25 protein-coding genes are annotated in these 23,352 nt (G+C 70.9%); 11 read left to right on the top strand and 14 right to left on the bottom strand.

Features of this window, described 5'->3' with window-relative positions; translation table 11 throughout:
* Positions 1-57: 57 nt before the first annotated feature.
* On the top strand, positions 58-780 hold the full coding sequence (locus tag ACIQ7M_RS28415; protein ID WP_403649658.1) for an alpha/beta hydrolase: 723 nt from the start codon (positions 58-60) through the stop codon (positions 778-780).
* Positions 781-1,088: 308 nt separating this feature from the next.
* Positions 1,089-3,617 carry an ABC transporter permease gene (locus ACIQ7M_RS28410; RefSeq protein WP_403649654.1) on the top strand — a complete coding sequence of 843 codons (2,529 nt, stop codon included), beginning with the start codon at positions 1,089-1,091 and terminating at the stop codon, positions 3,615-3,617.
* Between the two features lie 50 nt (positions 3,618-3,667).
* Here the strand turns inward: ACIQ7M_RS28410 and ACIQ7M_RS28405 are convergent, their stop codons facing one another.
* Positions 3,668-4,381 (bottom strand): SDR family oxidoreductase, encoded by a 714-nt coding sequence (locus ACIQ7M_RS28405; RefSeq protein WP_403649651.1) that lies wholly within the window; start codon positions 4,379-4,381, stop codon positions 3,668-3,670.
* Positions 4,382-4,492: 111 nt separating this feature from the next.
* Between ACIQ7M_RS28405 and ACIQ7M_RS28400 the strand changes: the two genes are divergently transcribed.
* The 6 genes from ACIQ7M_RS28400 to ACIQ7M_RS28375 all read left to right on the top strand — a co-directional run bounded on the left by ACIQ7M_RS28400 (position 4,493) and on the right by ACIQ7M_RS28375 (position 8,478).
* Positions 4,493-5,320 carry a helix-turn-helix domain-containing protein gene (locus ACIQ7M_RS28400; RefSeq protein WP_403649758.1) on the top strand — a complete coding sequence of 276 codons (828 nt, stop codon included), beginning with the start codon at positions 4,493-4,495 and terminating at the stop codon, positions 5,318-5,320.
* A gap of 105 nt (positions 5,321-5,425) precedes the next feature.
* Positions 5,426-6,250 (top strand): SDR family oxidoreductase, encoded by an 825-nt coding sequence (locus ACIQ7M_RS28395; RefSeq protein WP_403649648.1) that lies wholly within the window; start codon positions 5,426-5,428, stop codon positions 6,248-6,250.
* 132 nt (positions 6,251-6,382) lie between these two features.
* On the top strand, positions 6,383-6,724 hold the full coding sequence (locus tag ACIQ7M_RS28390) for an ArsR/SmtB family transcription factor (RefSeq protein WP_403649645.1): 342 nt from the start codon (positions 6,383-6,385) through the stop codon (positions 6,722-6,724).
* A 3-nt stretch (positions 6,725-6,727) separates the two neighbouring features.
* Complete coding sequence (locus ACIQ7M_RS28385) at positions 6,728-7,225, top strand: SRPBCC family protein (RefSeq protein WP_403649642.1); 498 nt, start codon at positions 6,728-6,730, stop codon at positions 7,223-7,225.
* Positions 7,225-7,893 carry a dihydrofolate reductase family protein gene (locus ACIQ7M_RS28380; RefSeq protein ID WP_386985487.1) on the top strand — a complete coding sequence of 223 codons (669 nt, stop codon included), beginning with the start codon at positions 7,225-7,227 and terminating at the stop codon, positions 7,891-7,893. Before ACIQ7M_RS28385 ends, ACIQ7M_RS28380 begins: the two co-directional genes overlap by 1 nt.
* A gap of 84 nt (positions 7,894-7,977) precedes the next feature.
* Positions 7,978-8,478: a GNAT family N-acetyltransferase gene (locus ACIQ7M_RS28375; protein WP_403649639.1), complete on the top strand. Its 501-nt coding sequence runs from the start codon at positions 7,978-7,980 to the stop codon at positions 8,476-8,478.
* Between the two features lie 37 nt (positions 8,479-8,515).
* Here ACIQ7M_RS28375 and ACIQ7M_RS28370 read toward each other — a convergent pair whose 3' ends face one another.
* Positions 8,516-8,863: a VOC family protein gene (locus ACIQ7M_RS28370; protein WP_403649635.1), complete on the bottom strand. Its 348-nt coding sequence runs from the start codon at positions 8,861-8,863 to the stop codon at positions 8,516-8,518.
* 228 nt (positions 8,864-9,091) lie between these two features.
* Here ACIQ7M_RS28370 and ACIQ7M_RS28365 point away from each other — a divergent pair, with 228 nt between their 5' ends.
* On the top strand, positions 9,092-9,631 hold the full coding sequence (locus ACIQ7M_RS28365; protein ID WP_403649632.1) for a GNAT family N-acetyltransferase: 540 nt from the start codon (positions 9,092-9,094) through the stop codon (positions 9,629-9,631).
* 66 nt (positions 9,632-9,697) lie between these two features.
* On the opposite strand, the gene ACIQ7M_RS28360 is transcribed toward ACIQ7M_RS28365, so the two are convergent.
* Entirely contained in the window at positions 9,698-10,285 is a 588-nt protein-coding gene (locus ACIQ7M_RS28360; RefSeq protein WP_403649629.1) for a hypothetical protein, read from the bottom strand.
* Positions 10,286-10,692: 407 nt separating this feature from the next.
* On the opposite strand from ACIQ7M_RS28360, the gene ACIQ7M_RS28355 reads away from it, so the two are divergent.
* Entirely contained in the window at positions 10,693-11,445 is a 753-nt protein-coding gene (locus tag ACIQ7M_RS28355; protein ID WP_403649755.1) for a dienelactone hydrolase family protein, read from the top strand.
* 66 nt (positions 11,446-11,511) lie between these two features.
* Here the strand turns inward: ACIQ7M_RS28355 and ACIQ7M_RS28350 are convergent, their stop codons facing one another.
* Positions 11,512-12,051, bottom strand: coding sequence for a GNAT family N-acetyltransferase (locus ACIQ7M_RS28350; protein WP_403649626.1), 540 nt, complete (start codon positions 12,049-12,051; stop codon positions 11,512-11,514).
* Positions 12,052-12,355: 304 nt separating this feature from the next.
* Here ACIQ7M_RS28350 and ACIQ7M_RS28345 point away from each other — a divergent pair, with 304 nt between their 5' ends.
* A complete protein-coding gene (locus ACIQ7M_RS28345; protein WP_403649623.1) occupies positions 12,356-12,931 on the top strand; it encodes a hypothetical protein in 576 nt (191 codons plus the stop codon).
* 56 nt (positions 12,932-12,987) lie between these two features.
* Here ACIQ7M_RS28345 and ACIQ7M_RS28340 read toward each other — a convergent pair whose 3' ends face one another.
* The 10 genes from ACIQ7M_RS28340 to ACIQ7M_RS28295 all read right to left on the bottom strand — a co-directional run bounded on the left by ACIQ7M_RS28340 (position 12,988) and on the right by ACIQ7M_RS28295 (position 23,318).
* Positions 12,988-13,770: a VOC family protein gene (locus ACIQ7M_RS28340; RefSeq protein WP_386988736.1), complete on the bottom strand. Its 783-nt coding sequence runs from the start codon at positions 13,768-13,770 to the stop codon at positions 12,988-12,990.
* Between the two features lie 186 nt (positions 13,771-13,956).
* A complete protein-coding gene (locus ACIQ7M_RS28335; RefSeq protein WP_403649620.1) occupies positions 13,957-14,979 on the bottom strand; it encodes a ScbA/BarX family gamma-butyrolactone biosynthesis protein in 1,023 nt (340 codons plus the stop codon).
* 52 nt (positions 14,980-15,031) lie between these two features.
* Positions 15,032-15,505 carry a flavin reductase family protein gene (locus ACIQ7M_RS28330; RefSeq protein WP_386988730.1) on the bottom strand — a complete coding sequence of 158 codons (474 nt, stop codon included), beginning with the start codon at positions 15,503-15,505 and terminating at the stop codon, positions 15,032-15,034.
* A gap of 135 nt (positions 15,506-15,640) precedes the next feature.
* The gene (locus tag ACIQ7M_RS28325) at positions 15,641-16,753 is read right to left on the bottom strand and encodes an LLM class flavin-dependent oxidoreductase (protein WP_403649617.1); all 1,113 of its coding nucleotides are present in this window, start codon (positions 16,751-16,753) and stop codon (positions 15,641-15,643) included.
* Between the two features lie 133 nt (positions 16,754-16,886).
* Entirely contained in the window at positions 16,887-18,158 is a 1,272-nt protein-coding gene (locus ACIQ7M_RS28320) for an ATP-grasp domain-containing protein (RefSeq protein ID WP_403649614.1), read from the bottom strand.
* A gap of 157 nt (positions 18,159-18,315) precedes the next feature.
* Positions 18,316-19,686 carry a PLP-dependent aminotransferase family protein gene (locus ACIQ7M_RS28315; RefSeq protein ID WP_403649611.1) on the bottom strand — a complete coding sequence of 457 codons (1,371 nt, stop codon included), beginning with the start codon at positions 19,684-19,686 and terminating at the stop codon, positions 18,316-18,318.
* A gap of 2 nt (positions 19,687-19,688) precedes the next feature.
* Positions 19,689-19,982 (bottom strand): YciI family protein, encoded by a 294-nt coding sequence (locus ACIQ7M_RS28310; protein WP_384785956.1) that lies wholly within the window; start codon positions 19,980-19,982, stop codon positions 19,689-19,691.
* Positions 19,983-20,035: 53 nt separating this feature from the next.
* A complete protein-coding gene (locus ACIQ7M_RS28305) occupies positions 20,036-20,791 on the bottom strand; it encodes an SDR family NAD(P)-dependent oxidoreductase (RefSeq protein ID WP_403649608.1) in 756 nt (251 codons plus the stop codon).
* On the bottom strand, positions 20,788-22,113 hold the full coding sequence (locus tag ACIQ7M_RS28300; RefSeq protein WP_403649605.1) for an MFS transporter: 1,326 nt from the start codon (positions 22,111-22,113) through the stop codon (positions 20,788-20,790). The genes ACIQ7M_RS28305 and ACIQ7M_RS28300 overlap by 4 nt, the downstream gene beginning before the upstream one ends.
* A complete protein-coding gene (locus ACIQ7M_RS28295) occupies positions 22,113-23,318 on the bottom strand; it encodes an IS701 family transposase (protein WP_403649602.1) in 1,206 nt (401 codons plus the stop codon). Before ACIQ7M_RS28295 ends, ACIQ7M_RS28300 begins: the two co-directional genes overlap by 1 nt.
* Positions 23,319-23,352: the final 34 nt, after the last annotated feature.

Genomic DNA, 23,352 nt, shown 5'->3' with positions numbered 1-23,352 from the left:
GTCGGGCGATAGGTCGTCCGGGAGCGCCGTTCCAGAGCACTCCCGAAAGGCACGACCATGCACTTCGCTTCCGAACAACGCCTCGACGACGGCGTCCTCGAGCGCGCGTTCACCCTCGGCGAGATTCCCGGTGTCCTGTGGACGTCCGGATCCACGCCCGCCCCGCTCATCCTGATCGGCCACCCCGGTGGCTTCCACAAGCGGCTTCCCCGGCTGGTGGCCCGGGCCCGGTACTACGCCGCGCAGCACGGCTTCGCGGTGGCCGCCATCGACGCCCCCGGGTGCGGTGACCGGCCTCGTTCCGCCGTCGACGAGCAGTACCGCGCCGACCTCCGCCGGGCCGCGCAGGCCGGCGAGCCGCTAGACGAGATCCTCGACGCCATGATCGTCCCGCTGGTCGAGAGGGCGGTCCCGGAATGGCGGACCACTCTGGACGCCCTCCTCGCACTGCCCGAGATCGACGGTCCGGTCGGGTACGAGGGGATGGTCGCCATCGGCATCCGGCTGGCGGTGGTCGATCCGCGCGTCTCGGCCGCCGTCTTCTTCGGCCAGACCTTCGTGCCCGACACCCTGCGCGAGGACGCCCGACGGATCACCGTTCCGTTGCAGTTCCTCATGCAGTGGGACGACGAAGGGATGGAACGGCAGCCGGTCCTGGACCTGTTCGACACCTTCGGCGCCAAGGAGAAGACCCTGCACGCCAATCTGGGCGGCCACGCCGGCACCCCGTGGTTCGAGGTGGAGGACGCGGCCCGGTTCCTCGCCCGCCACCTGAAGTGAGCCCCGGCCGTCAGGCCGTCAGGCCGTCAGTAGGCGGTAGGTCGCGTGGGCAGGCCGCCGCCCGTCGAGGAGAGACCCGGTCCTCCTCGACGGGCGGCGGCGTACGCGGAGGAGCTCCGCGTAGGGCTAACCCCCCGCCATAGACGCCGGTCCACCGCAGTGCGCAGGTCCCTGCGCACAGACGACCGTGTACGCATGGCACAGGAACCCGGAACCACCGGACGGCAGGACCACAGCGACCGCGACGTCCGGGACCGCGGCGGCGCGCACTCCATGACTCCGTCCACCGCGAAGAGGAGCGACCTCTCATGATGCTGCGCTACGCCCTGAAGTCGGTCCGCGCCCGCAAGGCCGGATTCCTCGGTGCCTTCCTCGCCCTGATGTGCGCGGCCGCTCTGATCACCGCCTGCGGCACCCTCCTGGAGACAGGACTGCGCGGGACGATCCGCACCGAACGCTACGCCGCCACCCCCCTCGTGGTCTCGGCCGACCAGAACGTTCACCGGACCACCGTCGAACACAGGAAGGGCAAGACCAAGGTCAAGCACAAGGCGAAGCCCATCGCTGAGCGGGCGTGGCTCCCGGAGAGTCTGGAAGGCACGCTCGAGCAGGCCCCGGGCGTCGCGCAGGTCGTGCCCGAACTGACCTTCCTCGCACAGCCGTTGCTGCCGGGCGGGACGAGCGGTCGCACTGCCTACGGGCATGCCTGGGAGTCCGCCGCCCTGACGCCCTACCGCCTGGCCGCGGGCCGTGCGCCGCGGGCGGCGAGCGACCTCGTCATCGACTCCTGGCTCGCCGAGCGGGCCGGCTTGACCGTCGGCGACCGGCTCACGGTTCAGTCGACTCAAGCGCCACGCGGCTACCGCGTCTCCGGAATCGCCGCGCCGACCAAGGACGTACGGCACCAGACGTCGCTCTTCTTCTCCACCGCGGAAGCCCGCAGGCTGGCCGCCCGTGCCGGGTCTGTCACCGCGTTCGGCGTGTTCCCCGACCCGGGTACGGACATCGGACGGTTGCGCTCCGCCGTGACGCGGGCGCTGCGCGGCACCGATGCGCAGGTCAGCAGTGGGGACGGTCGTGGCGCCGTGGAGTTCCTGGACGCCGCCTCGGCCCGCACCAGACTGGTGAGCCTCGGTGGCGCCATGGGCGGCACCTCGCTGCTGGTGGCCGTGCTCGTGGTCGTCGGCACCTTCGCCCTGACCGTGCAGCAGCGCCACCGCGAACTCGCCCTGCTCCGCGCCATCGCCGCCGGCCCGGGACAGATCCGGGGCCTTTTGGGCCGTGAGGCGTTGATCGTCGGCGGGGTCGCCGGTCTCACGGGTGCCCTGCTCGGGCTGCCGTTGGGCAGTGCGCTGCACAGTAGATTCGTCGCCATGGGCGCCGTCCCCGGGACGCTTCGGCACACCGCCGGTGTCTTCCCCGTCGTCGCGGGCATCGTCGCGTCTGTGGCCGGAGCCTGGGCCGCCGCCCGGGTCGCCTCCCGCCGGATCGCCCGGATCCGGCCGGCCGAGGCGCTCGCCGAATCCCGCACCGAGCCGGGGCGGCTCCCCTGGGGACGTGTCGTCGCGGGACTCCTCCTGCTCGGCGGCGGCGCAGCCCTCGTCCTCGTACTCACTTCCCTGCACACGGAGCCCGCGTCAACACCAGTCACCTTCCTGGCAGTTGTGGTGCTGTCCACGTCCGTCGCCCTGCTGGGACCGCTCCTGGTCAAGGCGGCCACGCTGCTGTTCGGCGGCCCGCTGCGGCTCATCGGGCCGGGCGGCCGGCTGGCCACGGCCAACCTGCGCGGCAACGCCGCCCGTATGGCCGCTGTCGTCACCCCTCTCACCCTCCTCGTCGGCATGACCTGCACGGTCCTGTTCGTCACGCCCACCCTCGGCGAAGCCGCCCGCGTCCAGGCTCGTGAGGGCGTGCGCGCGGACTGGGTCGTCGTTTCGGGCGGACCGGGCGTCCCGGCCGGGGCGGCCCGAGAACTCCGTGGGCACGGCGATGTGGCGACCGAAGTGGTGCGTACGACCGTCCGGGTCGGCCTCGACAAGTACGCGGCGCAGGGCGTCACTCCGGCCGGACTCACCCGCACCTGGGATCCGGGCGTCACCGCGGGTTCCCTCGACCGGCTCACCGATCGCACCGTGGCGGTGAGCGAACTGGCCGCCGATCAGCTCCACTTGAAGCCCGGCAGCACCCTGAAGCTCACCCTCGGCGACGGCACACCGGCCGAGCTGACCGTCGCCGCCGTCTACGCCAGGGGGCTCGGCTTCGGGGACCTCACCTTCGCTCACGACCTGGTGGCCCGCCACGTGGACAATCCCCTCGCCGCAGCCGTCCTTGTCCGCACGACCCGTTCGCGACCGCAGATCGTGACCGCGCTGCGTGATCTGCCCGGTGTCCGAGTCGTCTCCCCGCAGGCCGCCGACCACCTTCAGGCGCAGCGGCAGCAGTCGAACGCGGAGGTCACCTACGTGTCCATGGGACTGGTCCTGGTCTTCACCGCCATCGCCGTCGTCAACACGCTCGCCATCTCGGTCTCCGAACGCGTCCGTGAGTTCGCGTTGCTCCGACTCGCGGGGGCCACCCGACGGCAGGTGATGCGCATGCTGCGGACCGAGGCGCTGTCGGTGCTGCTCCTGGCCACCGTGCTCGGCAGCGGCATCGCCCTCGCGGTCCTGACCGCGTTCAGCGTCGGCATGACCGGCCGCCCCGCCCCCGCCGTCACCCCGCTGCTGTACGTCGCCGTCGTGGGTGTCGCCGGACTCCTCGTCCTCGTCGCCACCGCGCTGCCCGGACGTGCGGCAGTACGGGTGCGCGCGGTGACGGCGGCCACCGCCAAGGAGTAGCGCCGGGTTTGGGGGCTGCGGTGCGGGGACGGGCCGGTCGAGGTGGCGGGTCAGGTGATGTGGTGGCCTCCGTCGACGTGCAGCACGGTTCCGGTGATGAAGCCGTTGCGCATCACCGAGAGGAACGCCTGCGCGATGTCGTCGGGGGTGCCGATACGGCGGGCGGGCAGCCGTGCCGCCAGCTCCGTGAAGGCGGCCTGTTTGTCCATGCCGAGCTGGTCCCAGATGGGCGTGTCCACCCAGCCGGGGGAGACCACGTTCACACGGACGGGCGCCAGTTCGATCGCCAGCCCGTACGCGAGTGACGCGAGGGCGCCGTTGGCCGCGGCCATGATGGTGTTCGACCCGTTGGGCCGGTAGGCGTTGATGCCCGAGGTGTACGTGATCGAGCCGGTGACCCGTCCGGCCGCGTACTTGCCGATCAGCCAGGCACCGAGCAGCTTGGTGTCCACGAGGGTCCGTGCGGTCGCGGTGGGGACGTCGGTGGTCCGGCCGTACACGCCGGTGGCGTCCGCCGCGGTGACCACCACGTGCTCCACTCGCTCCACCCGGGCGAACAGTTCGGCCACGTCCTCCTCCCGCCCCAGGTCGGCCGCGATCGTGCTGATCCGCCCGTGTCCGGGACGCTCCAGTTCCGCCCTCGCCTTCGCGAGCCGGTCCGTGGACCGGCCGACGATCGTCACATCCAATTCCTGGGCCAGCAGAGTCCGCGCGAGGGCGAGGCCCATACCGGAGCCGCCGCCGATGATGATCGTGTCTGTCATGGTCCGAGGCTGCGCCGCCGGGCCCAACTCCCGGAAGGCCGCGTGGTTCCTGGGTGTGACACGGCCACCCTGGGGCGACCGACCGGTGGCAGACTTCACGCCGTGAACGTGATGGCCGAGTTCCTACGAATACGGCGCGGGCGGATCGGCCCGGCCGACGTCGGGCTGCCCACCGGGCCGGGTGTCCGGCGCACACCCGGGCTGCGGCGCGAGGAGTTGGCCGTGCTGGCCGGCGTGAGCGTGGACTACTACATCCGGATCGAGCAGGGGCGGGAGAGGGCGCCGAGCGACGCGGTACTGGACGCGCTGGCGCGTGCTCTGCGGCTGACCGACGACGAGCACGCCCATCTGCTCGGCCTCGCCGACCAGGTCGCCGGGCGGACACCCCGCCGCCGACCGGCCGAGCCGCGTCCGGCGGGCCCCGGCCTGCGCCTGCTCCTGGAGTCGGTCCGGCCCAGTCCGGCGTACGTACTCGACGAGGTCAACGACGTACTGGCCGCGAACCCGGAGGGTTTCGCGCTCATGCCCGGGCTCGGTGACTGGCCGGTCGGACAGCGCAACACGATCCGCTACACCTTCCTGCACGCGGCCGCGCGGACTCTCTTCGCCGACTGGGACCGGGTGGCCCGCAACTGCGTCGCGCACCTGCACACCGCCGAACTGACCGCCCCGGAGCGGACCGCCGCGCTGGTCGCCGAACTGGTGGCGGCCAGCGAAGAGTTCGCCGCCCTGTGGCGCAGGCACGAGGTATGGGTCAAGCGCGCCGGGCAGACGGCGTTCCAGCACCCGGTGATCGGCGCGGTCACCCTCGCCAACGAGGTGCTCAGCCCAGCCGGCGACGGCCGGCGCGTCCTGATCTACCAGGCCCCGCCCGGCACGGCCGAGCACGACGCCCTGGTCCTGCTGGCCATGACCACCCAGGACGCGAGAACCCCGTGAACCCGCGGTCGTCCCGGCGGTGGTGGCCTTGCCATATCCCCGCGGAGTGACCACCCCACGGCCGACCAGACCGAGCGGATGAGCGCTGCCCTATCGTTGGGAGCCATGAGAGTCCTGGTCGTCGGCGGCAGCGGGTTTCTGGGAACGGAGCTTGTGCGTCAGGCAGTTGCCGCGGGCTGGGAGACGGCCGCGACGTACTGTTCCCGGCCGGGGACCCTGCCCGGCGTCACGTGGCACGAGCTCGACCTTCGCGCCCCTGGCCGGGTCGATGAGGTATTGGCAGAGGTCGTTCCCCTGGCCGTCATCAACGCGACGAGCGGAGGAAGCGACTGGACGGTCACCGCCGACGCCGCCTTCCACCTGGTGGCAGCCACGGCGAAACGCGGTTGCCGTCTGGTCCACGTCTCCAGCGACGCGGTGTTCTCCGGTGTCCGGATCCACTACGACGAAGCCCGCCTGCCTGATCCCCTCACCCCCTATGGCGCGGCAAAGGCCACCGCCGAGACCGCTGTGCGGCTGCTGGCCCCGACCGCCGCGATCGTACGTACGTCGTTGATCGTCGGGCACGGCGGATCCGCGCACGAGCGCATGGTCCACGCCCTGGTCGCCGGTACCCGCGACGGTGTCCTGTTCACCGACGACATCCGCTGCCCGGTACATGTCGACGACCTCGCGTCCGCTGTACGGGAACTCGCCGCGTCCGATCAGGCCGGTACGTTCCACCTGGCCGGAACGGACGCCCTCAGTCGTCACGAACTCGGGGTTCTGATCGCCCGACGCGACGGACTCGACGCAAGCCGACTGCCCACCGGGCGCCGAGCCGACTCCCGCATGCCCGGGGCCCTGGACGTCCGCCTCGACGGCACGGCCACCCAGCAGCTCGTGCGCACACGGCTGCGCGGAGCGCGCGAGTTCCTCCGGGCCGGGTAGGAACGAGACCCGGAGCGGCCGAATGGTCGTCCGCCAGGTCCCGCGGCACGGGCGGCGGATCTCGTCACCCGTCACGACCGCCTCGATTCCTCTCCGCTTGACGCATGCCGATATGGGCATACGATGGCTGCCATGGCACGAGCAGCGACGACATCGGACGTCTTCAACGCGATCGCCGAGCCGCAGCGCCGGGACATCCTGGCGCTGCTGCGGGCGGGGGAGCGGCCGGTGACCGAACTGGCGCAGGAGCTGGGGATGACCCAGCCGGGGGCGTCCAAGCACCTGCGGGTGCTCCGGGAGGTCGGGCTGGTGCGGGACCGCAAGGCGGGCAAGCAGCGCCTCTACGGCCTGGACGCCCGCGGGCTGCGACCGGTCCACGAGTGGACCGGCGGCTTCGAGCGGTTCTGGAACGAGAGCTTCGACCGGCTGGACGCCTACGTGCAGGACCTCAAGCAGGCACGGCAGGAGGAATGACCCATGGCAGGGGCAGGGCAGGAAACGCGGGCGGAGCCGACGACGGCCGACCGGGAGATCGTGATCTCCCGGGTCATCGACGCCCCACGGGAGCTGGTGTTCGAAGCGTTCACCGAGGTCCGGCATCTGTCGCGGTGGTGGGGTCCGGAGGGGTTCACCACCACCACGCGGTCCTTCGAGTTCCGCGAGGGCGGCGAGTGGGACTTCGTCCTGCACGGGACCGACTACTCCGAGTGGATCCGCTGGGTGCGGATCGCCCGGCCGGAGCGGATCGCGCTGCTGCACGGTGAGTTCCGCGACGACCCGAACGCCTTCGAATCGGTCATCGCGTTCGCGCCGGACGGCACGGCGACCCGGATCGAGATGCGCACGGTGTTCCCCACCAAGGAACTGCGCGACGAGGCGATCGAGAAGTACCACGCGATCGAGGGCGGCCGGCAGACCCTGGGCAACCTGGCGGCCTACGTCACCGAGACCCTGCGGAAGGGAGCTGAGGGCTGATGGCCGGGAAGGTGTTCTTCAGCGTGTCGATGTCGTTGGACGGCTTCATCGCGCCCGAGCCCGTGCCTGTCGAGGATGAACTCTTCGCGCCCGGGAAGCAGGACGACCCGCGGGTCCAGCGCTGGATGGCGCAGTGGACGGAACTGCAGCAGTGGGTCTTCCCGCTGCGGTTCTTCCGGGAGAACCTGAAGCTCGGCGAGGGCGGCGAGGAAGGGCGCGACAACGACATCGCGCGGGAGACGTTCGAGCGCACCGGCGCGAGCGTCATGGGCAAGCGCATGTTCGACCTCGGCGAGCGGTCATGGCCGGAGGAGGCGCCCTTCCACACCCCGGTCTTCGTCGTGACACACACCAAGCGTGACCCCTGGGAACGGCCGGGTGGCACCACCTTCCACTTCGTCGACGACGGCATCGAGCACGCCCTCGACCAGGCCCGCGAGGCCGCCGGTGACCGTGACGTGCGGATCGCCGGCGGCGGCGCGACGATCCTGGAGCACCTGAACGCCGGCCTGATCGACGAGTTCTCGATCACGCTGTCACCCGTGCTGTTCGGCTCCGGCACCCGCCTGTTCGACGGCGTGGACGCGTCCAGGGTCGCGCTGGAGCAGATCCGTTCGGAGCCGTCGTCGCGGGTGACACACCTGACCTACGCGGTGCGCCGGCGGTAGCCGCGCCACCCCATCGACCCGGCGACGCGAGCACGCACGGCGCATGCCGACAGAGCCTGGCTCGTGGCGTGTGATGCTGACGGCATGAGTGATCACGGCGAGGTTTCCGTCGTCCGCCGGCCGGGTCGAACTCCGTCCGTCGAGGACGGTTTGGCCGCGTTGCTGGCGGCCTACCATCTGCGGACGGAGGCCGAGAAGGGTGAGTCCGTCGCCGATGTGGCCGGGCTGCCGGACCGGTATCGGACGGAGATCTCGGACCCGAGTACCGCGTTCGCCGACGACGTCGTGCTGGTGGCGCTGCGTGGGAGCACCACGGTGGGCTGTCTGGTGGTGACCGCCCGCGCCGACGGGCGGTCGGAGATCAAGCGGCTCTGGACGGACCCGGATTTCCGGGGCCGGGGCATCGCGTCGAGCCTGCTCGGTGCCGCGCTCGCGCACGCCGCCGAAAGCGGCACGGGCAGCGTGCGTCTGTCGGTGTGGAAATGGCGGACTGGGGCCATCGCTCTGTACGAACGGCTCGGTTTCACCGTGACCGAGTCATGGGACTACCGGGATCGGCTGCTGTGCATGGAGCGTGCCGTGTGAGTGGCGGTGACCAGCACCTTCACCGGCAGTGGGGGCATCAACGGTGCCCCAGCACGTTGACCACCCGGCCGCTGGGGTCCCGGACGAAGAACCGCCGCACCCCCCATTCCTCGTCCTGCAGGGGATGCACGATCTCCGCGCCCCGCTCCCGCATGACCGCGTAGGCCGCGTCCACGTCGTCCACCTCCACACTCATGTCTGGCGTGACCGGCGCGGTCTTGTCACCGGCCATGAAGCTGACCTGCGCCGTCGGATGGGACGGGGAAGCGAGCGTCATGATCCAGCCGTGGTTCATGACCTCCTCGAAGCCCAGCAGGCCGTAGAACTCCCGGTTCTCCTGTACTGCCTCCGACTGAACGTTGGGCACGACACGGCGAACGGCCATCGACGACTCCAGGCGAGTAGAGGTGCATCACTGGGACTCCCCAGGAGTACTACGGCATGCCCGTATCCGCAGACCCTTTCGCGGCAGGCCGGTGCGGACACCGGGTCAGTGCGCCGCCTTGGTGGTTGCTGCCTTCCGGCTGGGAGCGATCCGAGCCTCTCGCGTGGTCGTGCCACCCGAAGGGAAAAGGGATTGCCTCGCGGGCAGAGCTCACGTTGGCTGGGCACTATGGCTGAACTGCATACTGACCGCCTTGTCCTGCGCCGATGGCGCGACTCCGACCTTGAACCGTGGGCGGCCATGAACGCCGATCCCGAGGTACGGGAGCACTTGGGTGACCTGCTGACCCGCGAGCAGAGCGATGCCTCCGTCGCTTGTTTCCAGGCCGAGTTCGACCAGCGGGGCTACGGGTGGTGGGCGGTCGAGGTGAAGGCCACGGGCGAGTTCATCGGCTTCGCGGGCCTGGACGAAGTGGACGACGACATGCCGTTCACCGGAGTGGAGATCGGCTGGCGGCTCGCCCGCTCGGCCTGGGGACAGGGGTACGCCACCGAGGCCGCGCGGACAGTCCTGGCCCACGGCTTCGACACCCTTGAGCTTCCCGAGATCCTCGCCGTCACCACAGCCACCAACGCGCGCTCGCAGGCCGTGATGCGCCGGATCGGCATGACCCGGGACCCGGCCGACGACTTCGACGACCCCACCGCGCCCGAAGGACCCCTGCGTCCGAACGTGCTGTACCGCATCGCCCGCGTTGCGAGGACCTGAGGTCGCGGGAGGCATAGGAGGCACGGGAGGCCGGGAGGCGCACCCCGGCGTATCTCCGTGCCGAGGTCAGGAGTAGGCCATCGGGCAGCCGCGGCGCAGCGAGTGCTGGGCGGCGCGCAGAGACAGTGCGACGTAGAAGGCGGTGTCCAAGTCATCGCTCCAGGGGCCCGGTCGGACAGCGGCCAGGCTTTGGGCTGCTCCGTCCCTGAACCACATGGTCAGATCGAGGTTGTCGCACATTTCCGGTGTCTCGGCCGGGAGGTCGATGGCCGCTGCCAGTCTTTCCGCTATCGCCAGCAACTGGGGGGCGCCGACCACGAGGGTCGAGTCCGCGTAGCCGGACTCGACCGGCAGCGTGATCGTCTCGTCGAGCGAGAACGGCACCAGTAGGTTCCAGCCGCAGGCGATCTCCTCTTCCTCCGGCGACAGTTGGGCCTGGCACAGTGCCCAGAAGCCGTTCATCGAGGGAATCAATTTCTCCTCGAAGGCCTGCCCCGAACCGCGCACGAAGTCCGGTTCCCCGGGCACCGATTCATAGGGCGGCAGCCCCCGTTGCCGCAGTTCGTGGTTCAGTGCCGAGGCGACGTCTCCCCACCCGTCCTCGCCCTCGGTGAACCAGTCCTCCGCACAGACACTGACCAGATAGACGCCCATGACCGCAACGTACAGGGCGCCACTGACACCCCGGCGCCGTGCTGTGGCTAGGCTCCCGTCGCGCGATCACGGAGGGTCTCCAGGACGGTTCGGAACCCGTCGGGGAACCGCTCGAAAAGGCGGCGGCCTGACCCGGGCCCTCCCGGGAGAGCCCGCAACCGCGTCCGTGACCCCACCGACACTTACGGGGCGACCTCACCGACACGCACGGGACCCGCTGAAGATCTCTTCGGTTCGCCCGGCCGTGGCCGTGCCCACCTAGGATGAACGGACAGCAGCGTCCGGGGTGTTGCAGCCGGCCGGCCGTGAACCGGTACGACGATCCTGCTGTCCGGGATTCGCCGGACAGCGGCCGCGTGCGCCGACGGCCCCGCCCCGGTCATCGGTCCGAGGAAGGAAGATCCGTCATTCCCGTCGTCAAGGCACTACAGATCCCCACTCCGGACGGCCGGGCCGACGCCCTCGCCGCCTTCCCCGACAACGGCGAGCGGCACCCGGGGGTGTTGCTGTACATGGACGCCTTCGGTGTGCGGCCCGTACTGGAGGAGATGGCCCGCGACCTGGCCGGGCACGGCTACTACGTCCTCGTCCCCAACATCTTCTACCGGCACGGTCCGGTACCGGTGTTCGACCTTCCCGAGCACATCACGCAGGAGGCCCGGCCCGCGGTCTTCGCCCAGGTGATGCCCCAGATCCAGGCTCACTCCGTCGAACGCGTCCTGCGCGACGCCGACGCCTACCTCCGGTTCCTCACCGCACAGCCCGAGGTCGCCGCCGGTCCGGTCGGCGTCATCGGCTACTGCATGGGCGCCAACGTGGCGCTCCGCACCGCGGCCGCGCACCCCGGCCGGGTCGCCGCCCTCGCCGGATTCCATCCGAGCCCGCTGATGAGCGACGCCCCCGACAGCCCGCACCTCCTCTTCCCCGAGCTCACCGCCCGGGTCCACCTCGGCATCGCCGAGAGCGACATGACACCCGAGGTCGTCGGCGAGCTGGACCAGGCATTGGAGGCGGCGGGCGTGGACCACACCTGCGAGATCTACCCGGGAACGGTGCACGGCTTCACCATGGCCGACACCGACGCCTTCGACCCCGCGGCACTGCAACACCACTGGGACCGCTTGCTTCCCCTGCTGGAGAGCGCCCTGACCAAGCCCTGAGCGCCTCCTCGGCGTAGGGGCAAACCACACGTTGCCAAAGAACCCGGCTGCGCGACCGGGACGCGCTCAACAGCCCGGCACGACTGGTGGCCGCGTGCCGAGCCACTGCTCGGCGCCCCAGGCCTCGAATCGCTCCACCTCCGCGAACCCGAGCTTTGCCGCGAGACGCATCGAGCCGCTGTTGGCGGTCTGGGTGGTGAGCACCACCGGCTTGCCGGGGAGCGCTTCCGCGAGCCAGTCGAGCGCCGCCGTGCACGCCTCCGCGGCGTACCCGCATCCCCATGCCCGCGGCAGGAACATGTAGCCGAGGTCGGCCTTCCCCGCGGCAGCCGGGCGTTGGTGCCCCGTCGCCCTTCTGAGCAGGACCTGGCCGATCATCGACCCGTCGAGTTCGACGACGAAGCTCCCGGGCCACCCCTCGGGCACCTCAGGCGTCTCGCGCTCGAGCTCGGCGCGAGGCCGGGGGCCGCCGAGGTAGGTGTGCACCTCCGGCGAGGCGAGCAGCTCGATGAACACCGCACGGTCCCGGGTCTCGGACGCACGCAGTATCAGGCGCTCGGTTCTGATCGGCTCAGGCGGCCATATGACGGCTCCAAGATCTTCCATCCCGCGCACGCTAACAGGTGGTCAGAACAACCGGGCGGGTATCGCCGACCCCGCTCAGCCGCAGACCCACACGCCATCCCGCTGTAGCGTTCACCCGCTTCCATTGCAACGTGTGTGATGCAGGTTGTTGCGTTGCGCTCATTGTCATTGCAACAATTTATCGTCATTCACCTGCTGCTATGACGATTCCATGCAATAAATGAGTTGCTAGATATGTGAATGCAACGTAGCGTTTCCGGCATCAGAAACGATGGTGCACGCGTCCCGTCGAGCGGTCGACCGGGCAGGCGAAGGGGTGGGGATCATGGAATTGACGCAGAGCCGGCGGCAGGCCGCCGCTCCTGGTGCCTTCACCGCCTTCGCTCGCTTCGTGCTCTGCGGTGGGGGAGTGGGGCTCGCTTCCAGCTTCGCCGTGGCGGCCCTCGCCCGCTGGATTCCCTGGGGCCTGGCCAACGCCCTGATCACGGCGGCTTCCACCGTCCTGGCCACCGAACTGCATGCTCGCTTCACCTTCGGCGCGGGCGGACGCGCGACCTGGCGCCAGCACGTGCAGTCGGCCGGGTCCGCCGCGGCCACGTACGTGGTGACCTGCGTGGCGATGGTCGTCCTGCATCTACTGCTGGCGGCGCCCGGGGCCGTGCTCGAACAGGCCGTCTACCTGTCCGCCTCCGCGCTAGCCGGCGTCGCCCGGTTCGTGGCGCTGCGTCTGGTCGTCTTCGCGCGCGGCAACACACAGGAAGCGACGGTCGCCGTCCGCCGCGCCTCCGCGCCGGACGCGACCGCCGTCCGTCCCGTCCACCCCGCACCCGCGACCGCACCCGCGACCGCGGTCCGCGTCCCGGCGCTGGTCGGTCGGGCGACGCTGTGCCGCGCCGCCTGACCGACCGGCGCCGGTGCCGGGCGGCCGAGTGGAACGCCCGGCATCCCGCCGCGGTGTCACATCCGCGGGTCGGGCTTCAGCAGGGCGAACGCCGCGCCGAACGGGTCCGCGAGCCAGGCGATCCTGCCGACGTCCGGGACGTCCGCCGCCGGCATCAGGACGGACCCGCCGTTCGCCGTGGCCGCCGCGGCCGTGGCGTCGGCGTCCTCCGCGAAGAAGTACGGCACCCAGCGCGGCCGTTCACCCTCGCCGTCGCCCGTCGGCGCGACCCCGCCGAAGGAGGCGTCCTGCTGGTCGCCGTCCTTGGTGCTCAGCACCCGGTACGTCATGCCGGGAGCCTGCATGTCCTGGCTGCGCCAGCCGAACAGGCCCTCGTAGAAGGCGATGGCGGCGAGGGGGTCGGGGACGTGCAGCTCCGCCCAGAGCAGCGTGTTCGGGGCGGAGGCGATCCCCAGCCCGGTCGTCTTGCCGGGCTGCCAGAGCGCGAACTCGGCGCCCTGCGGGTCGGTGGCCTGTGCCAGGTGGCCCTCACCCATGACGTCCATGGGCTCCATCCGGACGGTGCCGCCTCCGGCGGTCACGGCCGACACCGTCGCCTGGATGTCATCGGCCTTGAAGTGGATCATCCAGGCGGACGTGGCGCCGTCCTGGGTGAGCGGTCCGAGCGCCGCGACGGTCTTCCCGTCGATCTGGAAGAACCCGTACCCGCCCGCCTCCGGTCCGGCGGAGACGAACTGCCAGCCGAAGACGGCGCTGTAGAACGCTGCGGCCGCCTCGGTGTCGGGGCTGCCGAGGTCGAGCCAGTTGGGCGATCCGAGGCTGAAGTCTGTACCGAGCATGAGGAGTCCTCCGGGGACGACGGTCGAACGGGCGGGGGCAACAATGCCGACCCGGCCCGCGGCCGGCCACCCGTGACCACCGGCGGATCCCCAGGCTTCACCCGTACGGAGCAACCCGGGCGTCGTGCGGGGCGTCGAGGCGCCCCGGCGACCCACGCCCGACGCGGAGAGGGCGCCTCGCCGAGGTCAGTCGCACAGGGCCGCCACCACCAGACTGTCGAACACCAGGGTGCCGTTCTGGGAGGCGGTCACCCGGACCGCCGTGTCCTCGGCCGCGTCCTGCTGGGGGAGCGGGGTCGCGGCGATGTGGCACGCGATGTCCAGCTCCACGGGGTGGTGGAAGGCGCTGCGCACCTCGATGGGCAGAACCCGGTACGGGGCGCAGACCGCCTGAGCCGCCTGGCGGGCGGCCTCGAGGAGCAGCATCGCGGGCACATGGTCCACGGGATGGTCGAAGAGCGCCGGATGACTGGGGTCGACCCGCAACTGCCAGGTGCGGCCGCCCCGGCCGGAGCGCGCGGCCGGGACACCGAGCACCACGTCCCGGACGTCGAGGCGCCCCACGACGGGCGGCGGCAGGGCCTCGGGCAGCCGGGGCAGACCCGACGGCGGCCCGAGACGGTCCCCGCGCAGCCGGGCGTACGCGGCGGGCGACAGGATGTCGAGGCTGATGCGGCCGGCGCCGACGAAGGCGTCGTCGTCACGCAGCAGTTCGGCCTCCACGGTCATGACCGTCGCCGCCCCCGCACCCGCACCCGCACCGGAGTCCGGCTCCGCACCCGCGCCGGGAGCCGAGTCCGGGTCGGGGGAGCGGGCCACCTCCAACCGGATCTCGGCCGGCCGGCTGCCCAGGAGGAGCGCGGCCGGGGCGACCTCGATGTCGAGTTCGCCGATGATCCACTGATGGCCGCGGGGGATCCCGTAGTAGGTCTGGCCGACCAGCAAGGACGCCTGTCTCAGGGATTCGGCCGCGAGCAGGGGGTCGTACCAGGTACCGGCGATCGGCGCGTAGAAGGCGTGGCCCCGGGGCCACTGGGCGCCGAGGAAGAAGGTGTCGGCGCCTGTCCGCTGCCAGTCGGTGATCAGCACGTCGGCGATGGCGCTGCGGTCGACGAGGTGACGGGGTGCGGTGCGCAGGTAGGAGAGTTCGCCCTGACCGGAACCGTGGTCCGGTGCCAGGAACGCGCGCGAGGGTTGGATCAAAGACACGCGGGTCTGCCCTTCTCGTGGCCGGTGGTGGGGCGGGCGTCGGCGGCCCGGGTCAGGCGACCAGTTCGGCGAAGCGTCCGGCGTGGAAGACCAGCGGGCCCTCGCCGTCGGTGACGGCGCCCTCGACGGCGTCGGCGATGACGAGCTCGTGGTCGCCGGCCTGGTGGATGGTGGCGATACGGCAGTCCAGCCAGGCCAGACCGTCCGCGGGTATGGGATGGCCGGCCCGGGTGGAGTCCCACTCGCCGCCGCCGAAGCGGTCGGCGCCCCTGGTGGCGAACGTCCGGCACAACTGCGCGTGCTGCCCGCCCAGGATGGTCACGGCGAAGCTCCCCGCCTCCCGGATCGCCGGCCAGGTGGTCGACGTGGACGCCGCACACAGGGCGATCAACGGCGGGTCGAGGGAGACGGAGGTGAAGGAATTGACGGCCATGCCCACGGGACCCGTCTCCGTCTGCGCGGTGATCAGGACGACCCCGGTGGTGAACCGGCCCAGGATGTCGCGAAAGGAACGCTGCTCCAGCATGTGAACTCCAAAGGTTGTCGGGTGGCCGGGCGGGGTCGGCGCGGGGGCGGAACCGCCGCCCCCGCGCCGTATGACTGTTCCCGCACCGGGTGACTCGCCCGCGCCGGGCGATCCGCCCCGCGCCGCGGGCGATGATCAGCGGCCGGCGCGGCTCGCGATGGCCCAGTCCACCGCTTCCTGGGGGCGCGACGCGGAGCCGGTGATCTGCGGGGACACGTACCGGGCCAGCAGTTCCAGGCTGAGGTTGGTCTTCTCGTACGAGGTCCAGTCGGCCACGTAGACCAGGAGCTTGCCGAAGCCGCCGGTCGCCTCCTGCATGCGCCGGATGCCCTGCACGACGTCCTCGACCGAACCGACGAGCGCGCCGCCGGCCTCGACCCGGGCCTCGAGCGCCCGCTCGCGCGGGGTGTCCGGGCTGATGACCTCGCGGCCGGCCGCCTTGCCGAAGTACTCGAACAGCCAGCGGTCGTAGCCCTCGCGGACATCGGCGAACGCCTCGGCGCGCGTCTCCGCGACATGGACCGGAAGCGCGATGCGCCAGTCCTCGCGCCGCAGGGTCTGGCCGTGCTCGTCCGCGGACTCCTCGGCGTACTTCCACTGCTGCGCCAAGCCTATGTGGTCCGGGGCGCCCGGCGTCATCAGCGCGAAGGGCAGCGCGAACGAGGTCATGCTCAGGCCGTACTTGCCGACCAGGCGCGGGCTGGCCGAGGAGGTGCCGCTGGTGGCCATGGCCACCTCGATGCCGTCGCGGTTGAAGCGGGGCAACTGCAGCTTCGCGTCCTGGAGTTCGTACCAGTCGGTCTTCTGCGTGATCCGGGAGTCGCCGTTGACGAGCTCAAGGACGGTCGGCAGAGCCTCGTCCAGGCGCCGGCGCTGGACGTCGGGCGCCAGGCCGAACATCTTCGCGTCGAACGGGACGCCGGGGCCGACACCGAGGATGTAGCGGCCCCGGCTGAGGTGGTCGAGGTGGACGGCGCGGCTGGCGACATGGAAGGGGTGGTGCCCGGACAGCGGTACGACGCCGTGCGCCAGCTTGATCTGGCTGGTGCGCTGGGAGGCCGCGGCGATCATCGTCTCGGGGGCGCCGACCAGGCCCCAGCCCAGGGTGTGGTGCTCGCCGAACCACGCCTCGTCGAAGTTCAGGCGGTCCGCGTGCTCGACCAGGTCGAGGTTGCGGCGGACGGCGAGGTGCGGGTCCTGGCCGGTCTCGTGGACGGGGGACAGGAAGAGACCGATACGGCTGTGCACAGCATTCCTCCGAGGAATATGAAGACGGATCTGGATGTGGATCTGGATCTGGATCTGCATGTGGATCTGGGCGCGGGCGCGGACGTGAAGAGCAGCGCAACGCGACGGGCTTCGGCCGTGGTTGCGGCTACGGCTACGGCTGCGGGACGACCCGGTAGACGGAGTCCTTGAGACCGCGGACCTTCTCGTAGTCGACGTCGAGCTGCGCCTCGTCGCGCGCCGTGAGGTAGACGCGCATGGAGCTCGTCAATAGGTCGGTGGTGGGGCGGATTCGGGAGCCCGGAGCCAGCTTCAGACCGGCCAGGAACACGCTGTCGAGTCCGCGGATCTCGTTCACCGCCGCGGTGTCGACGCTCTCGACGACACCGTCCTGTTCGGTGGGGGTGTTGTAGACGACGCCGGGCCGCAGCCGGGTGTAGACGCGGCCGCCGTACTCCCGGCGGAACTCCGCCGGCCGGACGTACGCCCGGGCGGCGAGCCCCGCCTGGTTGTGGCCGAGGCACACGTCGTGGAAACCGGCGTGGATGTTGCCGTTGAGGCGGGTGCCGATCTCGACCAGCGCCGGGCCCTGCTCGGTCATGATGACCTCGGCGTGCGCGGGGCCCCAGCGGACGTCGAGAGCGGCCAGCACCTCGCGTACGTATGCCACCAGGGTCGGCACCGGACCGGCGTCCGGAGCGAGGAGGATGTCCCGGTTGTAGATGTTCTTGCCCGAGGGCAGGAGCGTCTTCTCGTACTGCCAGACACCGCAGGCGTAGTGCTCGCCGTCACTGCTGACCGTGTCGACGATGTACTCGGTGCCCTTGAGGTACGACTGGACGAGGATCTCGGTGTTGGCCGTGCCGAAGATGTCCCGCGAGGCCAGCCCGGCCGAGGCGGCGGCCGCCACTTCCTCGGCGTTGTCGCAGATGTACACGCCGTCCGAGGCCGCCGAACTGAGCGGCTTGACGACGACCGGGTACGCGCCCCGCTCCTCCGCCCAGCGGACCAGCTCCGTTGCGTCGCCGCTCTTGAACTGGTCGGCGCACCGCACACCGGCCCGCCGCAGCGCCTCGATCATCTCGTACTTGTCCCGGCGGGCCGCAGAGAGACGGGTGCCGTTGGACGGGACGCCGAGCGCCTCGCTGAGACGGTCCGCCAGCGGTACGGCACCCTCCTGGCCGGCGACCACACAGGCCGGGGCGTACGGACGGAGCCGTTCCAGCAGCACCTTCTCGTCGCCCTCGACGATGTTCTCCTCGTACTCCGACAAGCCGGGCGCGAGCATCGAGGGGATGAGTTCCGGGGTGCTCTGCACGTGGATGACCCGTGCACCGGTCTCGGTGAAGGCCGCGGGGTAGAAGTTTCCGGCGGAGTAGCCGTCGACCACCACGACGGTGGGCCGTTGACTGCTGGTCTGGCTCATGGTCGTCCTTCTTCTGACGCGACACGTGGTCGCTCGATCACCAGGGGAGTGCACAGCGGGGGTGCGGAGGGTGCGGGGTTGTGAGGCCGCTGGGCGTAGGGGGCCGCGGGGTGTGTGGGGCCGCTTGGTGTGCGGTGCGTACGGGGATGACGGAGTGCTACGCGCGCGGTGATTCCGCGATGAAGCGGGCCAGGCGCGCGATGCCCTCGCGGATCGCCTCCGGCGCGAGGTTGCTGAATCCGAGCCGGATCTGCCGTTCGCCGCCACCGCCGATGTGGAACATGCTCATCGGCGCCCAGCTCACGCCGTAGTCACGGGCGCAGCGCTCCATCTCCGCCAGTCCGGCCTCGAACCCCACCTCCACGGTGAGGAAGAAGCCGCCGCGCGGGGTGTTCCAGCGCACCTGGTGCTCGGCGTACCGCTCGGGCGGGAAGTGCTCGGCGAGGCTGTCCAGCGTGGCCTGGAGCCGCTCCAGGTAGACGGCGGCCAACTCGCGGGTCGCGGGGCGCAGGGTGTGGCCGTTCTCCACGAGGATGCCGCCGACCACGGCCTGGGACAGGGAGGACGATCCGACACTGAACATGGCCTTGGCCCTGGACAGTTCCTGCGCCAGCGTGCGGGTGACGCCGTCGGCGGCGGTGACCGGCTGGTCGGCGACGAGGTAGCCCAGGCGGGCACCGGGGAAGGCCGACTTGGCGAACGAACCGAGATAGATGACCCGGCCCGCGGTGTCGAGCGACTTGAGGGTCGGCATCGACTCGCCGTCCCGCGCGAACAGCCCGTAGGGGTTGTCCTCCAGGATGACCAGGTTCTCCTCGGCCGCCACCTCCAGCAGACGCCGGCGGGCTTCGAGCGGCAGCACGGTGCCGGAGGGGTTGGAGAAGTCGGGGACGAGGTAGACCGCGACCGGCCGCCTGCCCCCGGCCCGCACGGCGCGTGCCGCCTCCGCCACCGCCTCGGGGTCGAGGCCGTCGGGGCCCTCGCCGATCCCCTCGACGGGGATGTCGAGCATCCGGGCCGCGCCGCGGATACCGACGTACGCGGGGGAGACGCTCAGCAGCACGTCGTCGGGGCCGGCGAACAGACCGCGCAGGGCGACCAGCGTCGCCTCCTGGAAGCCGTGCGTGATCATGATGGCTTCGGCGGGGGCGTCGATGTTCTCGTCCTGCCGCAGCATCCGCGCCACGTCGTCCTGGATGAAGCCGTTCACCGGTCCGTACTGGAACAGCATCCGGGTGATGCGGTGCTGCGGGACGCCGCGCTCCTGGAGGTGCTTGACGTAGCGGTCGATGTGGAACGAGAGGTCCGCCAGGTCGTGGTTCCCGTCGTACGGCGCTCCCGAGGAGAAGGAGAGGGCGTCGGGGAACTTCATGGCGGTCTCGCTGAGGATCCGCATCGAGTCCATCGCGGGGTCGGCGATCCCGGCGTGCAGCGCTTCCTGACGCAGCGCCACCCAGCCGCTGTCCGCCGCTTCCGACGCCGGTGATGTGGGCGATCCGGGCGATGCGGGCAATGTCGTAGTGCTCAAGGTCAGATCTTTCCTTCCGTGATCCAGCTGCCCTTGCCGGGCGACCACTGGCGGATGCGGGTGGCGGCGACGATCCCGCCCTGTACGTAGGGCTCGGCGTCCAGCACCTTCTGGAGCTCGGCCCGGTCCTCGACCTCGTAGAGCAGCAGGCCGGCGTTCTCGTCGGCCAGTGGCCCGCCCAGCAGCAGCACGCCGCTCCGGGCGAGGCGGTGAAGGTTCTCGGCGTGCGCCGGGTGCAGTCCCTGGCGTCCCGCGCGGTCCACGTTGTACTCGAATTCGACGACGAACTTCGCCACGGTTGTCTCCTGTTCGCTCTTCCTGGCCCGCCGGCATTTCCGTCCGGCGGGTCTTACATGTAGAGGCCGCCGTTGACGTCGATCACCGCGCCGGTGGAGTAGCCGGCGCTCTCGGAGCACAGGTGCAGGACGCTGCCGACCGCCTCGGCGACCGTGCCCATGCGCCGCATCGGCAGCTTCGAGAGCACCGCCTGCTTCTGCTCGGGGTCGCGGCGCTCCCAGGCGCCGGCCACGCGGTCCGTCGCGATGGGCCCGTGGGCGACCACGTTCACCACGACCCCGGCGGGGGCGAGTTCGTACGCCATCTGCTTGGTCATGCCGATCACGGAGGCCTTGGCGCCGACGTAGGCGGCGTTGTTGAAGTGGCTGTAGGTGCGGCCGCCGGCCGAGGCGAAGTTGACGATGCGTCCGTAGCCGTCCTGAGCCATCCGCGGGGCGCATACCTTGATCGCGACGAACGTGCTGACAACGTTTTCCAAGTAGGACTGGCTGAAGTGCTCCTCGGTCAGGTCCGCGTACCCGATGACCCGGGTGTCGCCTCCCACGCCGTTGACCAGGATGGAAGGGGCGTGCCGGTCGACGATGTCGGTGAGCTGTGCCTCCGCGGCGGGGATGTCGGTGATGTCGCCGACGACCACCTCGACCTTGGTCTGCTGGGCCAGCTCGGCGGCGAGGCGGTTCACGGCCTCCTCGTTCTTGTCGAAGAGGACGAGAGTGTGTCCCTGGCGGGCCAGGCCGCGCGCCACGTCCTGAAGGATTCCGCCCGCCGCGCCGATCAGGAGGGCTGTGCGCGAGGTCTCTACGGTCATGTCGATTCCCTGGGTTGGGGTTGGGCTTGGGATGTGATGGGTTGGGCTTGAGAGGCCTGGGACCGGGTCTGAGGCCCGGTGGTCCTGCTCGGCGTCGTCGCGGGTTCGGGGGCCGGTGCGTCGGCGGGGGCCGTCCGCTTCGCGGTGGTGGCGAAGTCCGAGATCCGGGTCATGGACTTGAAGCCGGCGGCGACGCCGAGGCCGAGGACGAGCAGACCGATCCACAGGAACGGGTATCCGTACGCGTTCGCCACGGTGATCCCGATGGGGCCGCCGATGACGAAGGCGGCGTTCCAGGCGAAGAAGTAGGAGCCCTGGTAGGTGCTGACGCGTCCCTCGGGGGCCCGTACGGCGATGAAGGTCGCCGACATGGGCGCCCACAGGACCTCGCCGAGCGTCCAGACGACGGTCGCAGCGGTGAACATGAGGATGTCGTCCGCCAGGGCGTTGAGGCCGAAGCCGACCGCCATCAGCGTGGCCGCCAGGACCAGCGGCGTCTCGTCGCCCATCCCCTTGACCGCCTTGGGCACCAGGGGGAGCAGGGCGATGGAGAGCACCGCGTTGATGGCCAGCACGATGCCGATGTCCCCCGGACTCAGCCCCGACCCGCTCATGTCCAGCGGCAGGGCGGAGTTGACCTGGAGGTAGACGCAGGCCAGCAGGAAGACGAGGGCGAGGAAGGCGACCAGGACCGGGGAGCGGTAGGGCTCGCCGATGCTGCGCGCCGCACGCCGCAGGGCCGACGCGTCCGCTCCCTCGTGCTCCGCCGGGTGCATCTCGTCGGCGGGCAGGGCACAGACCAGGAGCGCGTAGACGGCGCTGCCGGCGGCCCAGACGAGGAACAGCGCGGGTGGGTAGAAGGAGAGCAGGAACCCGGAGATGACCGGGCTCAGCGACATCCCGACGTTGAAGCCGACGAGGAAGAGGCTGTAGGCCTTCGAGAACTGCTCCGGCGGGACGATCTTGGCGATCAGCCCGGCGCCGGCCGGCCGGTCCACCGCCGACAGGAAACCCGTCGCCAGTGACAGCAGGCCGAGCGCGTACACATTGGTGGTCACGAGGAACAGCAGCGCCGTGACGGCCGCGAGCGGTTGGGCGGCGATGATCGTGCGCCGTGGCCCGATCATGTCGGCCACCGCGCCGCCCACCAGCCCCGAGGCGAGGATGCCGGCCCCGAACAGGCCGACCATGACCGGTGTGGTGTGGGCGTCGACGAGGTGGTCCTGCTCCAGGAAGAGCACGAGGAAGGCCGGGGCGAGGATGCCCAGCCGGCTGACGGTCTGTCCGGCCCAGAGCAGCCAGAAGGTTTTGGGAAGCGCCATCAGGTGCCGACCCTTCGTGTCGTGGTGAGACTGCTGTACGCGAAGGCGGCGGAGACCAGCGTCATGTGGTGGTGCCATCCGGGATAGGACCGGCCTTCGAAGGCGCGCAGACCGAAGTCGTCCTCCAACTGCCGTACGGTGTCGGCGGTGCCGGCGTGCAGAGCCGCGAGTTCGAGCAGTTCACCCGCGGGCCGGTTCACCAGGCTGGTGATCCATGTCCGTCCCAGGCGGCGGGTGTTCGGATCCCGTTCGGCGAACACGCGGTAGGCGGGCGGGTGTCCGGCGGCGCGGGAAGCGCGTGGCGTGCCCGGCTCTGGTTCCGGCAGCCGGACCAGGCCGGTCAGGACGTGAGCCGTACGTTCCTCGTCCCGCCGGGTCCGTATCGTCACGAGGTGCGGCGCCGCGGCTTCGCGGCGGGTGAGGACCTGCCGTGCCGTCAGGACCGTTGCGGCTCCTGCGTGTTCGGAGCGAGTGGGGCGGGCGCCCGACTGCGGTCCGGGGGCGGCCAGGACCGGCAGGGCGGCGGGCACCGCGACGACGAAGTGACGTCCCCGGGAGCTCAGCGCGCGCACGATCTCCCCGGTGTCCGCGTACCCGTCGAGGTCCGCGACCACCGGCACCTCGGCGAGTTGCCCGCCCGCCGGCAGGCTCTCGACCAGGTCGAGGGTCTGCGCCTCGGCGGAACGGTGCTCGGTGCTCTCGGGGATGCGGGCCCGGCGGCGCAGCGCCGGGTCGTTGGACCACTGGTCGGGCAGCAGCAGACGCCAGTCGACGGGCACGTCCTCGGTGTCCGTGGACAGGAAGGCGCCCACGCCGACCTGGCAGTTGAGGGTGCGGCCGGCCTGGGGCACGAAGCGGCGGTGCACACCGCAGGACCGGTCGCCCCGCTTGGGGACGACGGCCAGGCCGATGGTCCAGGCGCGGGGGGCGGTGTGCCGCTGCACCCAGCGGGTCAGCTCGGCGCGTACGGGTTCCCAGGCCCAGGGGCTGGCGTTGATGAACTGGTGCAGGGACTGGGGGGCCGTGCACGAGTCCGACACGGTCGCCGCGAGGCGCCGCACGGTCTTCTTGCCCGGCGTGCTCAGGAGCCCCTCCATGTAGGCGTGCGCCCACCGCCGCTGGTCGGCCCGGGGCAGCCGCCCGAAGAGCTCCTGCGTGAACGCGGAGACCGATGCCCGTGGCCGTGTACCCGGCTTCGTCGCCATCGCTTGTGTCCCTCCCGCTGGTCCTGCTGGTCCC

The sequence above is a fragment of the Streptomyces sp. NPDC096324 genome (genome assembly GCF_044763015.1).
In the GTDB taxonomy this organism is placed as follows: Bacteria; Actinomycetota; Actinomycetes; order Streptomycetales; family Streptomycetaceae; genus Streptomyces.
Note: the sequence above shows the minus strand (reverse complement) of the source record. Positions and strands in the feature narration are given on the sequence as shown.

What these genes read in the sequence shown, in the direction of transcription:
- ACIQ7M_RS28380 (WP_386985487.1), top strand. Translation starts at nt 7,225, where the DNA reads ATGGCCGGGAAGGTGTTCTTCAGCGTGTCGATGTCGTTGGACGGCTTC.
- ACIQ7M_RS28305 (WP_403649608.1), bottom strand. Translation starts at nt 20,791, where the DNA reads ATGACCGTAGAGACCTCGCGCACAGCCCTCCTGATCGGCGCGGCGGGC.
- ACIQ7M_RS28375 (WP_403649639.1), top strand. Translation starts at nt 7,978, where the DNA reads ATGAGTGATCACGGCGAGGTTTCCGTCGTCCGCCGGCCGGGTCGAACT.
- ACIQ7M_RS28405 (WP_403649651.1), bottom strand. Translation starts at nt 4,381, where the DNA reads ATGACAGACACGATCATCATCGGCGGCGGCTCCGGTATGGGCCTCGCC.
- ACIQ7M_RS28390 (WP_403649645.1), top strand. Translation starts at nt 6,383, where the DNA reads ATGGCACGAGCAGCGACGACATCGGACGTCTTCAACGCGATCGCCGAG.
- ACIQ7M_RS28400 (WP_403649758.1), top strand. Translation starts at nt 4,493, where the DNA reads ATGGCCGAGTTCCTACGAATACGGCGCGGGCGGATCGGCCCGGCCGAC.
- ACIQ7M_RS28350 (WP_403649626.1), bottom strand. Translation starts at nt 12,051, where the DNA reads ATGGAAGATCTTGGAGCCGTCATATGGCCGCCTGAGCCGATCAGAACC.
- ACIQ7M_RS28340 (WP_386988736.1), bottom strand. Translation starts at nt 13,770, where the DNA reads ATGCTCGGTACAGACTTCAGCCTCGGATCGCCCAACTGGCTCGACCTC.
- ACIQ7M_RS28360 (WP_403649629.1), bottom strand. Translation starts at nt 10,285, where the DNA reads ATGGGCGTCTATCTGGTCAGTGTCTGTGCGGAGGACTGGTTCACCGAG.
- ACIQ7M_RS28320 (WP_403649614.1), bottom strand. Translation starts at nt 18,158, where the DNA reads ATGAGCCAGACCAGCAGTCAACGGCCCACCGTCGTGGTGGTCGACGGC.
- ACIQ7M_RS28300 (WP_403649605.1), bottom strand. Translation starts at nt 22,113, where the DNA reads ATGGCGCTTCCCAAAACCTTCTGGCTGCTCTGGGCCGGACAGACCGTC.
- ACIQ7M_RS28370 (WP_403649635.1), bottom strand. Translation starts at nt 8,863, where the DNA reads ATGGCCGTTCGCCGTGTCGTGCCCAACGTTCAGTCGGAGGCAGTACAG.
- ACIQ7M_RS28385 (WP_403649642.1), top strand. Translation starts at nt 6,728, where the DNA reads ATGGCAGGGGCAGGGCAGGAAACGCGGGCGGAGCCGACGACGGCCGAC.
- ACIQ7M_RS28410 (WP_403649654.1), top strand. Translation starts at nt 1,089, where the DNA reads ATGATGCTGCGCTACGCCCTGAAGTCGGTCCGCGCCCGCAAGGCCGGA.
- ACIQ7M_RS28395 (WP_403649648.1), top strand. Translation starts at nt 5,426, where the DNA reads ATGAGAGTCCTGGTCGTCGGCGGCAGCGGGTTTCTGGGAACGGAGCTT.
- ACIQ7M_RS28365 (WP_403649632.1), top strand. Translation starts at nt 9,092, where the DNA reads ATGGCTGAACTGCATACTGACCGCCTTGTCCTGCGCCGATGGCGCGAC.
- ACIQ7M_RS28330 (WP_386988730.1), bottom strand. Translation starts at nt 15,505, where the DNA reads ATGCTGGAGCAGCGTTCCTTTCGCGACATCCTGGGCCGGTTCACCACC.
- ACIQ7M_RS28345 (WP_403649623.1), top strand. Translation starts at nt 12,356, where the DNA reads ATGGAATTGACGCAGAGCCGGCGGCAGGCCGCCGCTCCTGGTGCCTTC.
- ACIQ7M_RS28295 (WP_403649602.1), bottom strand. Translation starts at nt 23,318, where the DNA reads ATGGCGACGAAGCCGGGTACACGGCCACGGGCATCGGTCTCCGCGTTC.
- ACIQ7M_RS28415 (WP_403649658.1), top strand. Translation starts at nt 58, where the DNA reads ATGCACTTCGCTTCCGAACAACGCCTCGACGACGGCGTCCTCGAGCGC.